Raw genomic sequence first — 11,926 nt, 5'->3', positions numbered from 1 at the left:
CACCGTGCGGCCGGCGCGGCTGCGGCGCCCGCCGCTCGCCGCCGGATCCGGAGCCGGTGCCGCGGGCCTGCGGGGGCAGGGCCGTGCGTGCGTCGCGCCGCGGTCCCGGACCGGGCCGGGCGGCCGACCGTGAGGTTCCCGTCGTCCTGTGATGCTCCACTCGCACAACCTAGGTCTGCTTATGTGCTGAATAGCCCTAATGACACGCCCATGGACAGCACTGGTCTGATGTTCGATGGAAGACGGGTGCCCCGTCCCGTACGCCGTAGACTGGGGGATCGGTCCCTTCAGGCCCGCCCGCCCCCTTCACCTCACGTAACGGGAAGTCGCAACGTGTCGCTCACGATCGGAATCGTCGGCCTGCCGAATGTCGGCAAGTCGACCCTGTTCAACGCCCTGACCAAGAACGACGTGCTGGCGGCCAACTACCCGTTCGCCACGATCGAGCCCAACGTGGGCGTGGTCGGCGTCCCCGACCCGCGCCTGGCGAAGCTGGCCGAGATCTTCGGCTCCCAGCGGATCCTCCCGGCGACGGTCGACTTCGTCGACATCGCCGGCATCGTCCGCGGCGCCAGCGAGGGCGAGGGCCTGGGCAACAAGTTCCTCGCGAACATCCGCGAGTCCGACGCGATCTGCCAGGTCATCCGCGCGTTCAAGGACGAGAACGTCGTCCACGTCGACGGCAAGGTCTCGCCGAAGGACGACATCGAGACGATCAACACCGAGCTGATCCTCGCCGACCTCCAGACCATCGAGAAGGTCCTGCCGCGCCTCCAGAAGGAGTCGCGGATCAAGAAGGACATCGCTCCGAAGGTCAAGGCGGTCGAGGAGGCGAAGGAGATCCTGGAGCGCGGCGACACCCTCTTCTCCCAGGGCATCGTCCAGGGCACCGAGCGCAGCGAGCTCCTGCACGACCTGCACCTCCTCACCACCAAGCCCTTCCTCTACGTCTTCAACGTCGACGAGGACGAGCTGACCGACGAGGCCTTCAAGAACGAGCAGCGCGCGCTGGTCGCCCCGGCCGAGGCGATCTTCCTCAACGCCAAGCTGGAGGCCGACCTCGCCGAGCTCGACGAGGAGGACGCGATGGAGCTCCTCCAGTCCGTCGGCGCCGAGGAGCCGGGCCTGGCCACCCTCGCCCACGTCGGCTTCGACACCCTCGGCCTGCAGACCTACCTGACCGCCGGTCCCAAGGAGACCCGCGCCTGGACCATCAAGAAGGGCGCCACCGCGCCCGAGGCGGCCGGCGTGATCCACACGGACTTCCAGAAGGGCTTCATCAAGGCCGAGGTCATCTCCTTCGACGACCTCGTCGAGGCCGGCTCCGTCGCCGAGGCCCGCGCCAAGGGGCGCGCGCGCATGGAGGGCAAGGAGTACGTCATGCAGGACGGCGACGTGGTGGAGTTCCGCTTCAACGTCTGACGTGCCATCGAAGGTGCTGCCCGACCCGCCTGTCGGCGGGTCGGGCCCAGATGCCTGTCCGCGGGGAGTCCTCGTCCGCGAAGTGCTGTGGCTGACGGCCGGCCTGGTCGGAGTGGCTGTGGCCGGTGCTTCAGACCTTGACGACCTCTACGGAAGGGCCGCACAGGAGAGTCAGGTTCTCGGGGTCGGAAGTGAGGACGGTGACCGGCCGGGGCGCGTTGCGGGCGATGACGGCGAAAGCAGCGTCGATGGCGTACTTGTGGCCGTGGAGGTGATGGGCGCGAAGGAGGGCGGCCGCTTCGTCGGTGACCTCTCTGGTGACGTCGTGAACGTCGACGCGGGAGAGGACCCACTTGATGCGGGCCGGGTGAATCCGCTCGTAATCGGCCTCAAGAGTGGTCATCGCGCTGGTGGCCACGCGGATGCCCTCCTCTGACGCCGCCTGGACCAGAGCCACGACGGTGCGGTCCTTGCGGTAGAGCTTGGAGAGTCCTTCGCTGTCGAGCAGCAGGGTGCCGGGCATCAGGCGGCGGCACCGCCGACCTGTCGGTGGTCATGGCGCAGCAGCGCGCGGGCGGCCTCGACCTCCTCGCGGGTGAGCTCGTCATTGTCGGTCTCGAAGTCGGCGACGATCTCCCGAAGCTTGTCCATGGCGACCCGTTGTTCCAGGGCTTCGGCGACGTAGGCGGAGAAGCCACCGGGCCCGACATGGGCGCGTACGGCCTCGGCAAGGTCCTCGGGCAGGCTGATCGAATACTTCCTACTACCGCTCATGGTGCCGATCCTACCGGTGGTCGTAAGTCTGGGGGTGTGAATGACTGCCCCGAGGTTCGGTTGATCAGCAGGAAGCTGCGAATGCCCGTCGAGGCCCCGTGTGGGCGGTGGAAAGATGCGGGGAGAGCCAGAGAGGGGCGGGAAGCGTGGGGCGTGGCGAGCGGGACACAGTCGCGAGGGGAACGCGACTGTACGAGGCGGCGCAGGCAGTGGTCGGTGACCATGGAAGGGCAGTGGAGGCGGTACGGGCGGCACTGAAGCCGATCCATGATGCGGCGGTGAAGCGGGAGCTCGACGCCATTCCCGTCGCCCGGCTGCAGGACGTCACCGAAGGGCGGCTGCGGCTGGGAAGCGTCGAGAAGAGCGGACTGCGCACCCTGGGCAGTGTTCTCGAAGCGGGCCCCTACCGGCTGCGGCAGATTCCCGGTGTCGGGCAGCGCACCGTCGACCAGATGCTCGCCGCCGCCCGCCGGCTCTCCGAGGCCGTGCACGAGACCGTGGCCGTCCACATCGACGTGGACCGGCCGGAACCGAGCACCACCGCGCTCGTCATGGCCCTGCATGTCCTGGTGGAGGCCGGCCCGGACGCCCGGCGTGCGGTCGACAAGGCCACCGTCCTGGCGGAACGGCTAGGTCCGCTGCTGGCCGACGCTAGGCCCGCCGCCGGAAGGGTCCGGATGCTGCTGGCCGGCCGGGAGAAGAAGGCTCGCGCGTGGGCGGCGGTCGCCGAGGTCCGGTCGCTGGTGGACGAGGCGGAGCAGGCCGGCCTGCCAGAGCTGCTCGCCCAGGCGTCGGTGGACCTGCTCCGGGGGCTCTCGTCCGACGTCGCGGCCTGGGTGGACTTCGAACTCCGCTCCGCCGAGTACTACAGCCTGCTCGCCGAGATTTCCGGGCGGCTGCCGGACGCGGCTGCCGCAGAGGGCTTTCTACCGGACGAGATTGCGGAGCGGGTACGGACCCAGCACCTCGACGACACGCACCAGCGGGTCTCCCTGCGCGGTTACCAGTCGTTCGGCGCACGGTTCGCGCTTGCGCAGCGCAAGGTGATACTCGGCGACGAGATGGGCCTCGGGAAGACCATCCAGGCGATCGCCGTCCTCGCGCACCTGGCCGCCGAGGGGCAGAGTCACTTCATGGTCGTCTGCCCGGCGAGCGTCCTCGTGAACTGGACACGGGAGATCGAGGCCCGCAGCGCCCTGCGCGTCATGGTGCTCCATGGTCCCGACCGGCACTACGCGTTTGCCGACTGGAAAGGGCGGGGCGGCGTTGGGGTGACCACGTTCGACGCGCTGCGCGGCTTTCCGGCACCGGGCGGTGGGGAGGTCGGGCTGCTGGTCGTCGACGAAGCGCACTCCGTGAAGAACCCGAAGACCAAACGGTCTCAGTCGGTCGCCCTGTGGACGGAGCGTTGTGAGCGCAGCCTCTTCATGACCGGAACCCCGATGGAGAACCGGGTGGTGGAGTTCCGCAACTTGGTCCGGATGCTCGATGGCGACGTCGCGGACTCCCTCGGTGAACGGGACGCGTTGGCCGGATCGGTCGCCTTCCGCAAGGCGGTGGCCCCGGTCTACCTGCGGCGCAACCAGGAGGACGTGCTGACGGAACTCCCGAGCCTTCAGCAGACCGACGAGTGGGAGGAGCTGAGCGCTTCGGACGAGGAGGCGTACCGCGAAGCCGTGCGCGCGGGCAACTTCATGGCCATGCGCAGGGCCGCGTACATGCGCCCCGAGAAGTCGGCCAAGCTGGACCGGCTCCGGGAGATCGTTCAGGAGGCCGGCGAGAACGGGCAGAAGACGGTGGTCTTCTCCAACTTCAAGGACGTACTGGGCGTGGTGAAGGAGGCCCTCGCGGCCGGAACCGCCAGGGCCACTCCGGTGTTCGGTCCGCTGACCGGCGGCGTCCCGGCCCAGCGTCGCCAGGAGATCGTCGACGACTTCGCCGGTGTCCAGGGCCCGGCGGTGCTCCTAGGGCAGATCCAGGCAGCGGGCGTCGGCCTCAACATGCAGGCCGCCTCCGTCGTCGTCATCTGCGAACCCCAGATCAAGCCGACAATCGAACATCAGGCGGTGGCCCGGGCCCACCGTATGGGCCAGGTCAGGCCGGTTCGTGTGCACCGCCTCCTCGCCACCGGAGGCGTGGACGAACGCATGGTGAAGATGCTGGAAGCCAAGACGCGCCTGTTCGATGCCTATGCCCGGCGCAGCGCCGTGGCCGAAGCCACCCCGGACGCGGTCGACGTGTCGGACACCGAGCTGGCACGTCGGATCGTCGAGGAGGAACAGGCACGTCTGGGTATGACGGACGAGAGGCTCATGTCGGCCGAGTGAGGGTGTCCTCCGGTCCGCAGCCAGTCCGCAGGACACCCGTAAACGGCCGTCGGGAGCCAACGCAGCCAAACAAGGAAACGCCAGGTCAGAGCCACAGGAAGGGCTCCGCCGCAGGTCAGGATCAGGCCGCAGGCATTCCGCTTCAACGTTTAGTGGCGGCTATAGCTCGGCCTCGGCTGGGTTGGCAAACGCGCAGGTCATCGGGGTCGGTCTGGTTTCGGATCGACCCCGCTGTCGTTCCCGGCGCTGGTTTTCCGCTGGTTGGCGCGGCGCGGTATTCGTCCGCTGTCGTCACCCCTGTGATGCCGTACGCGCGCTGGTTGGCCGCTGGTTCGCGGGGGCTCAGACGCTCGTCTGCGTGAGCGCGCGGGCGCGGTCGTCGAGCGCGCGTGTGGTGGTGTTCTTCAGGTGGGGGCGGATGAGCCCGAGCATGGTCCGGATCCGTTCGTCGGCGCGGCCGGATCGGATGAGCGGATAGTCGTCGAGGGCCTGGTGCCAGGTGGCGCAGGCGGCGTCGAGGTGGCCGATGCGGAGCTGTCGCTCGGCGATGGTGCACCTGTGTACGACGCGGATGACGCGATCGGTGCTGACGCGGCTCCTGTCGGAGAGCTGCATGGCGCGGATGGCGCCGGGGGTGTCGCCGAGTTCGTGACGGACCTGGCTGACGTGGTAGTTGAGGGCGGCGGGGTTGTATGAGCCGATGACGCCGACGTGTGACTCGGCGCGGTCCATGGCGGTCTCCGCCTCGCCGATGTGCCGTAGGGCGCCGGTGCGGTCGCCGGTCCGGGCGGCGGCGTGGGCCTGCTGGCCCGCGAAGAACGCGCGCATGCGGGGGTTGGCGGTGGGGGAGGCCGCGGCGGCCGCGTTCGCCAGTTCCAAGGCCTTGTCGCCGTGGCCGAGTCCGGTGGCCTGGACACTCATGCCGCGCAGGACGGTGCAGTAGGTGAGGCGGTCGTCGGCGGCTCCGGCGAGTTCGGCGGCCTTGAGGTAGTACCGCTGGGCGAGCCCGTGAAGGCCGTCGTCGACGGCCATGTGCGCCGCGAGGTAGAGCAGGTTGGAGGTGGCTGTCAGCATCGCCTGGCGGATCTTCGCCGGGGCATCGGCGCGCAGGCACGGGGCGACGGTGTTGACGAGGAACGAGGCGGCCATCGGGCGGGTGTGCCGTCCTCCGAACTGGTAGTTCAGATTGGAGATCCGCTCGGTCATGGCGGTGACCATGTGGACCTCGTTCATGCCGATGCGGGTGGTCCGCCCGCTCTCGACGGCGGTGGCTCGGCCTGCGACGTCGGGCCAGCCGGGGATGGCGGTGGCGGCGGAGAACAGCCCGGCTGCCAGCACACCGCGACGGGACGGATCCATGTCGAGCCTCCCCAGGTCGACCAACTCCTGAGCGATGTCTACCCCGTCCGCGGGCTGTTGCCGCGGTGCAGGCAGTCCCGCTTCGGAGTACGTCACCGGTCGGCCGAGCCTTCGTGAGAACGCCTCGACGATGACGGCGCGGACAGGCCCACGAGGCATCGTGCCGGCGAGCCAGTGGCTCACGGCCGACTCGTCGTACCGCAGCGGTGTGCCGGTCTCGGTGCCGAGCCGGTTCACGGCACGGGCGAACTGCCGGTAGGTCCAGCGGCTCTCGGTGAGCAGGCGGCTGAGCGCCGCGTTCGGCTCGCGTTTCGTCATATCCGGGGTGCCCCTTTCAAGCATTTCAAGCGCGCACCCGTCCGTGGTGCTGCCGCTCTTCGCATTCCCACGGTTACCTATGTGCGGAGCGCGCGGCACGGAATGCCGCACGTGTCACCGGAAGGACTGAAAGAATGCGAAGTGAAGCCAGGGCCCGGTTGACGGAGATGATCCTCGAATCCGGTGGCGACGGATTCCTGAAACTCGACAATGGGGCAGTGCTGCACCCGGACGTCATGGAATTCCCGCTCTGCCGGTGCCCGCACCACCGAGCCACCACCGAGCCAGTCACGAGTAGTGGCGAGTTGAGCGCTGAACTCGGCGAAGTCAACCGACGCAACTGCAGCAGAGAGGCCTGAGGAGGCCGTCGGGCGGCGGTTGGCGTTTCCGTGCTCGTTTCGGTAGGCGTATCGGTGCTCGTTTCCGTGCTCGTCCTTGGATGCGCCTACCCTCCCTCGGCTCTTCTTGCAGGTCAGATGCCCTACGAGCCACCCAGGAGCGGGGCCGACTGTCTATCTGTGCAGCTTGAAGCATCCCGATCCACCACTCCCGCCCGTCGCCACCGCGAAACTCGTTCAGCTCCGGACGTCAATCCGCCGACCCCCGCTCCCTATACGCCCGTGACAGGTTTCCCCATTCGGATTTGACACCGGCACCGAGACGGAGCGTCCATGGTCGTCGACCGGTAGCAGTCGGGAACGAAAAATGCGGAAATGTGATGCGCGGAGGTGAGCGTCAGGTGAGGCGTGACGGAGGTAATCGACTGCTGACGGTGGAAGAAGTCGCCGAGTGGTTGAGGGTCAGTGAGGCCACCGTGCGGAACAAATACCGCCGGTGGGGAATCAAGCCCCAGAAGGTGGGACGCCTCCTGCGGTTCCGCGAACGCGACATCGCGAACTACCTCGAGCGGAACTACGGATGACCCCGCCGCCCGGGCGAGGGAAAGGGCCTGCCTGATGGCCACCGTCTACCAGAAGTGCAAGACCGACAAACGAAGCCCCCACCACCCTTGCGCCCGCACCCGCTGCGGGCATCCGTGGTCGGTCCGCTACCGGGCCCCCGACGGCAGGGAAAAGCAGCGCACCTTCGAGCAGAAGACCCAGGCGGAAGCCTTCCGGGACCGCCTCACCCGCGACCGGTACGAGGGTCTGTACCTCGACCCGAAGCGAGGCGAGATCACCGTCCGCGAGTACGCCACCGACTGGCTCGACCGGCAGACGATCGGCGAATCTACCTACCGCAACTACGAGAGCTTCCTGCGCATCCACCTCCTGCCCCGCCTCGGCGACCGCCCCATGGGGGCGTGGAACGCAAGGACATCGAAGCCCTCGCCGCGGCCCTGGCACGCCGACTGGCCCCGAGCACGGTGAGCGACCGCATGAAGATGGTCACCAGTCTCTTCCGCACCGCAGTCCGGGAGAAGAGACGGGCCGACGACCCAACCGACGGCGTGAAACTGCCCCGCGCCCGCCGGAACGCTGTCGACGGCGACGAGATCCCCACTCTCGACGAGGTCGACTTCATCGCCAAGCAGATCTCACCCCAGAACCGCCTGACCATCTACCTTCAGGCCGCCGTCGGCCTCCGCATCAGCGAAACCCTCGCCTTCAGCACCGACTGCTACCGCCCCGGCTTCCTCCGCATCCGCCGCCAGATCAGCGCCAAGGCCCACCGCGACGACTGCGTCACCCGCTTCGTCCCCCTCAAGCACCGCGCCGATGGCGACTACCGCGACATCCCCCTCCCCGCGTTCCTCGCCGCCGAGATCGACACCCACCTACAACACTGGCCACCCGTCACGGTCGACGGCGTCGAAGTCCTCTTCGCACCCCGCGACCGCGGCAAGGGCGCCATGCCGACAGCCACCGCCTACGGCTACCACTTCACCCGCGCCCTCAAGGCCGCCGGCATCGTCCACCCGGACGGAACCGCGAAGTACACGCCACACAGCCTGCGCCACTTCTTCGCCTCCACCGCCCTCGCCCGCGGCATCCCCCTCCACGAAGTCTCCCGCTGGCTTGGCCACCGCTCCATCAAGACCACCGTCGACATCTACGGCCACCTCGTCCCCGAATCCTGGGACCGCTGCCGCACCATCATGCACAACGCCCTGCGCCCGTAGACATGGGTCAGTGAACCGTTTTCATCCTGAATATGTGCAGGTCAGCAGGGTGTGGACGGCTTGGACTGCCGTGCCGATGCGGCGGGTGGAACAGCGGGCTCGCCGCAACAGCCGCCAGGTTTTGAGCTGGGCGAAGGCGCGTTCTCCTGGAGCTCGGAGTCGGGCGTGGTCGCGGTTGAACTGCTGGTAGTGCTTGGGTTGTTCGCTGTGGTGGTGGTACGGGGTGCGGAAGGTGGCGCCGGCACCTTGGTAGGCGCGGTCGGCGAGGACGAGGATCTGCCGGGTCAGGCAGGCCTGGACGATGCCGTGGGCACGAGCCGCGGTCAGGTCATGTGTGCGGCCCGGGGTTGCGCGGGAGAACCACAGCGGGGTGCCGTCCGGTCGCGCGACGACCTGGACGTTCATGCCGTGCTTCTTATGCTTCTGCGAGTAGTACGGCTGGTCCGCGGCGACGTCCCCCAGCCTGCGGCCGGGAGGTGCCCCCAGTCGATGGGGATGAGGGTGCCGTCGACGATGACGAAGTATCCCTCACCCAGGCCGACGAGAGCCTCCTGCAGGCCGGGTGCCCAGGAGGCCAGGACCTCGAGGGTCTCGTCCACGTACCGCCAGGCGGTCGCGGTGGAGACTCCGAACCCCGCCGCGAGCTGGGGCAGCGTCTCGTTCTTGCGCAGGTGCACCAGCGCCAGCAGCGCCTGCTGGAAGCAACCCAGCTTGCGCCATCTCGTGCCGCGTTCACACCTTCGGGCATGGATCAGCCACGAGACATGCTCGACCAACTCATAAGGGACGTCGAGCGTGGCACGATACGGGACCAAGCCAGGCTCCTCGGACGAAGCGTGGTGCGTAGAGAACACCACCGCAACGACCAGGAGCCTCGCCTCGTCACACCACCCCGCTGACCTGCACCATCACCCCTGCAGGACAGGATGAAAACGGTTCAATCACGTGGCCGTAGCCGGTCTCGTTGGGGTGCTGGAACGGCATCGGTCATGCCTCCGGGTGCAGGTCGGTGCGGTCGATCCAGGCGGGGACGACGAAGATGTCGTCGCCGACGGGTGCCTCGCAGGCTTCCAGCAGGGACCAGGCGCGGGATTCCTCGACCAAGTGCTCCCAGGGCGAAGCCCAGTCGAGTTCCCAGTCCAGGCCGGGGCCGGAGATGCCGTACGTGCGGCCGGCGTCCACCCGCCAGAACTGGGAGTAGAGGACCACCTGGGCATGGTCGGCCAGATCGTTGATGATCTCCGTGAAGTGGGTCGACGGCCAGCCGAGGGCGTCGTCCGCGGCGGCGGCTTGCAGGCGCGCGGTGAGCGTCGGAACGACAGGACTACGCGCGCCGAGTTCCGTCAGGGCCCAGCGGATGCCGACCGGCTCGGTCCAGTCGGGTGGGACCGCTCTCTCCAGACAGGAGCGGTAGGCGTGGCGTAGCGGCTCGACCGCGTCGTCGATCTCCAGGCTCGCCAGAGCTATGGCCGCCCATTCGCGGACAGTCCAGTTGTCGCTGCTCAACAGTCCGACCAGGGCGGGACCGCAGCGAGGATCTCCCACCTCTTCGAAGACCTCGATGGCGGTCAGCTGCCCGAAGCCGCCGAGGGATGGGAGCCCGTCGACGATGGTCGGGATGGCCTCGGCCCCGATCCAGATCAGCTCCGCGCGGGCGTCGTAGGACTCGTCGGCTTCTCCGCCGAGCTGTTGGACGAGCCTCTTGATGTGGGGAGTCATGTCACCTGCTCGTCCCGGCGCCAGAAGGTGGGGAGCCACCAGCAGAGCACCGAGAGGTCGTCGGGCCACGGAGCGCGGTCCTTGGCCGCCCAGTCCTCGAAGGAGTCCCGTGTCGGATCGATGGGGCGCCAGGCGGGGTCGAGCGACTCGTCCTCGGCCGGAGGGCGGACGTGCCGGCGGCTGTGCTCGTCGCAGACGCCGAAATCCTGGTAGTTCCGCTGGGCCTCGATCAGGGAGACCTTGTTGGCCCCGCCGGCCATGGTGGGCCACCGGAACTGGACCCCATCGTCCTCCCAGAAGCAGACGGGGCAGATCTCGTACGAGCCGGGCATCGCGCTCAGCACGCGGTGGCCGCAGCATGGGCAGGGGTAGGAGTCGCTCACCTGTGCAGTGTCCTTGCCGGCCCCGCCTTCGTGCCAGGGATTTCGACGCCTGGGAGACCCCGGCCGGTCCGCAGTTAGTCCGCAGACCACCCCCGTAATGGGTCGTCGGGTCGGTGCTATGGCTCGGTCTTGGTCGAGCTGGCGAATCCGCAGGTCAGCGGGGTCGGTCTGGTGCGGTGCCGACCTTGCTGACGATCCCGGTAAGGCTGAACGAGCTCAATGGTCGGTGTCCTTGGGGTGCCGGGGTGAGGCGTAGATCAGCCAGATGGTGCGACTGTCGTCGTCGATGGCATAGCGGACGCGTCCGCCGCTGGTGACTTCGTATTCCCATTGCTCCATGTCGGTGCCGTTGTGCCGGTGGGTGGCGAGGTCACTGCGGAGGCGGTGCTGGCGCTCGGGGTTGGCGCGGGAGCGGGGGTCGGTGCGGAGGGCTTCGAAGCAGCGGCGGGTGTTGGCCAGTGCCAGACGGCAGAGCTCTTCCCAGCCGCGAACGGCGTCGGTCGTGCCGAAGCGGATCTCCCACTGGTTCTCCGGTGCGGGGACGGTGACGCGGTCACCGCGTTTGGGACTCATGGGGTGACGTCCACGCTTCCGTGGTCGCCGGTGGTCGGGGCGCCCGCCTCTCGGTATGCCTGGGGGTCGCTCTTGATGCGCGCGGTGGCGCGCCAGCCGGCGATGACCTCCTGGACGGTGACGTCGACGTCGAGTTCGGCGGCGTCGGAAAGGGCTGCGACGAGCTCCACCGTGAACTCCCTGATCTCCTCCTCGTTGAGGTGCCGGACCCAAGGGAAGACATCGGGGATGGCGAGCAGCAGGGTGCGGGCTGTCGCGTCGTGTTTCATCAGGGCGAGGAATATCCGCGAAGCGGTGGTGAGCGACTGGTCGCGGAGGTCTTCCTTGTCGGCTGCGGTGAGGTAGAAGTCCTTGGCGTCGCGGTGAGTGACCCGGACCCTGCCGAGCTGAGCTGCTCGTTCGGCCACCTCCTTGGGGCGACGCGAGAGGTCGGAGAAGGTCACGGTGTCCACGGTCATGGCGCTCATAACGGACAGCCTACTTCAGAATGCATTCTGATGTCCATGGATGACAGCTGGCCGTGCGGCAGTCGCGGCTGCTGGTTGCCTGCTGGTTCGCGACCCGACGGATGGGCTCAACCGCAGGTGACAGCCCCGCCGTGGACGTTCCGCTTCAACGTTTAGTGGGTGCCGTAGCTCGGCCTCGGCCGGGTTGGCAAAACTGCAGGTCAGCGGGGTCGGTCCGTTTTGGGTCGACCCCGCTGGCGTTCCCGTTGCTGGTTTTCTGCTGGTTGGCGCGCGGCGGTTTCGTCCGCTGTGGTCATCCCGGTGATGCCGTACGCGCGCTGGTTGGTCGCTGGTTCGCAGGGATCAGGCGCTCGTCTGCATGAGTGCGCGGGCGCGGTCGTCGAGGGCACGCGCGGCGGCGTTCTTCAGGTGAGGGGGATGAGTCCGAGCATGGTCCGCAGCCGTTCGTCGGCGCGGCCGGAC

At 68.2% G+C, this 11,926-nt stretch carries 12 protein-coding genes and 1 pseudogene; 5 read left to right on the top strand and 8 right to left on the bottom strand.

The features are described from left to right. Positions 1-333 precede the first annotated feature (333 nt). The gene (ychF, locus tag A2U95_RS27070; protein ID WP_166027788.1) at positions 334-1,422 is read left to right on the top strand and encodes a redox-regulated ATPase YchF; all 1,089 of its coding nucleotides are present in this window, start codon (positions 334-336) and stop codon (positions 1,420-1,422) included. Positions 1,423-1,552: 130 nt separating this feature from the next. Here ychF and A2U95_RS27065 read toward each other — a convergent pair whose 3' ends face one another. After that, complete coding sequence (locus tag A2U95_RS27065; RefSeq protein ID WP_166027786.1) at positions 1,553-1,945, bottom strand: DNA-binding protein; 393 nt, start codon at positions 1,943-1,945, stop codon at positions 1,553-1,555. Further along, entirely contained in the window at positions 1,945-2,196 is a 252-nt protein-coding gene (locus A2U95_RS27060; protein WP_166027784.1) for a hypothetical protein, read from the bottom strand. Before A2U95_RS27060 ends, A2U95_RS27065 begins: the two co-directional genes overlap by 1 nt. 146 nt (positions 2,197-2,342) lie before the next feature. Here A2U95_RS27060 and A2U95_RS27055 point away from each other — a divergent pair, with 146 nt between their 5' ends. After that, a complete protein-coding gene (locus A2U95_RS27055) occupies positions 2,343-4,523 on the top strand; it encodes a DEAD/DEAH box helicase (RefSeq protein ID WP_206283078.1) in 2,181 nt (726 codons plus the stop codon). Between the two features lie 342 nt (positions 4,524-4,865). On the opposite strand, the gene A2U95_RS27050 is transcribed toward A2U95_RS27055, so the two are convergent. Next, a complete protein-coding gene (locus A2U95_RS27050) occupies positions 4,866-6,200 on the bottom strand; it encodes an NsdA family TPR-like regulatory protein (protein WP_206283077.1) in 1,335 nt (444 codons plus the stop codon). 739 nt (positions 6,201-6,939) lie between these two features. Between A2U95_RS27050 and A2U95_RS33025 the strand changes: the two genes are divergently transcribed. Genes A2U95_RS33025 through A2U95_RS27035 form a run of 3 tightly spaced genes read left to right on the top strand, consistent with a single transcriptional unit; the run spans position 6,940 to position 8,322 of the window. Next, entirely contained in the window at positions 6,940-7,122 is a 183-nt protein-coding gene (locus tag A2U95_RS33025; protein ID WP_338104494.1) for a helix-turn-helix domain-containing protein, read from the top strand. A 34-nt stretch (positions 7,123-7,156) separates the two neighbouring features. Further along, on the top strand, positions 7,157-7,570 hold the full coding sequence (locus A2U95_RS27040) for a tyrosine-type recombinase/integrase (protein ID WP_166027780.1): 414 nt from the start codon (positions 7,157-7,159) through the stop codon (positions 7,568-7,570). Next, a complete protein-coding gene (locus tag A2U95_RS27035) occupies positions 7,504-8,322 on the top strand; it encodes a tyrosine-type recombinase/integrase (RefSeq protein ID WP_240958198.1) in 819 nt (272 codons plus the stop codon). Before A2U95_RS27040 ends, A2U95_RS27035 begins: the two co-directional genes overlap by 67 nt. Before the next feature lie 21 nt (positions 8,323-8,343). Here A2U95_RS27035 and A2U95_RS27030 read toward each other — a convergent pair. The 5 genes and pseudogenes from A2U95_RS27030 to A2U95_RS27010 all read right to left on the bottom strand — a co-directional run bounded on the left by A2U95_RS27030 (position 8,344) and on the right by A2U95_RS27010 (position 11,464). Further along, a pseudogene (locus A2U95_RS27030) lies at positions 8,344-9,179 on the bottom strand (transposase family protein). Positions 9,180-9,309: 130 nt separating this feature from the next. Beyond that, positions 9,310-10,041 (bottom strand): HEAT repeat domain-containing protein, encoded by a 732-nt coding sequence (locus A2U95_RS27025; protein ID WP_166027778.1) that lies wholly within the window; start codon positions 10,039-10,041, stop codon positions 9,310-9,312. Beyond that, positions 10,038-10,424 (bottom strand): CPCC family cysteine-rich protein, encoded by a 387-nt coding sequence (locus A2U95_RS27020; protein ID WP_166027776.1) that lies wholly within the window; start codon positions 10,422-10,424, stop codon positions 10,038-10,040. The genes A2U95_RS27025 and A2U95_RS27020 overlap by 4 nt, the downstream gene beginning before the upstream one ends. Before the next feature lie 216 nt (positions 10,425-10,640). After that, entirely contained in the window at positions 10,641-10,997 is a 357-nt protein-coding gene (locus A2U95_RS27015; protein ID WP_166027774.1) for a hypothetical protein, read from the bottom strand. Continuing rightward, a complete protein-coding gene (locus A2U95_RS27010; RefSeq protein WP_166027772.1) occupies positions 10,994-11,464 on the bottom strand; it encodes a hypothetical protein in 471 nt (156 codons plus the stop codon). The genes A2U95_RS27015 and A2U95_RS27010 overlap by 4 nt, the downstream gene beginning before the upstream one ends. Positions 11,465-11,926: the final 462 nt, after the last annotated feature.

Source organism: Streptomyces chilikensis (assembly GCF_001642695.1).
GTDB lineage: Bacteria > Actinomycetota > Actinomycetes > Streptomycetales > Streptomycetaceae > Streptomyces > Streptomyces chilikensis.
Note: the sequence above shows the minus strand (reverse complement) of the source record. Positions and strands in the feature narration are given on the sequence as shown.

Coding starts and splice junctions, on each gene's coding strand:
- A2U95_RS27065 (WP_166027786.1), bottom strand. CDS start 1,945: ATGCCCGGCACCCTGCTGCTCGACAGCGAAGGACTCTCCAAGCTCTAC.
- A2U95_RS27060 (WP_166027784.1), bottom strand. CDS start 2,196: ATGAGCGGTAGTAGGAAGTATTCGATCAGCCTGCCCGAGGACCTTGCC.
- A2U95_RS27050 (WP_206283077.1), bottom strand. CDS start 6,200: ATGACGAAACGCGAGCCGAACGCGGCGCTCAGCCGCCTGCTCACCGAG.
- A2U95_RS27040 (WP_166027780.1), top strand. CDS start 7,157: ATGGCCACCGTCTACCAGAAGTGCAAGACCGACAAACGAAGCCCCCAC.
- A2U95_RS27025 (WP_166027778.1), bottom strand. CDS start 10,041: ATGACTCCCCACATCAAGAGGCTCGTCCAACAGCTCGGCGGAGAAGCC.
- A2U95_RS27015 (WP_166027774.1), bottom strand. CDS start 10,997: ATGAGTCCCAAACGCGGTGACCGCGTCACCGTCCCCGCACCGGAGAAC.
- A2U95_RS27010 (WP_166027772.1), bottom strand. CDS start 11,464: ATGAGCGCCATGACCGTGGACACCGTGACCTTCTCCGACCTCTCGCGT.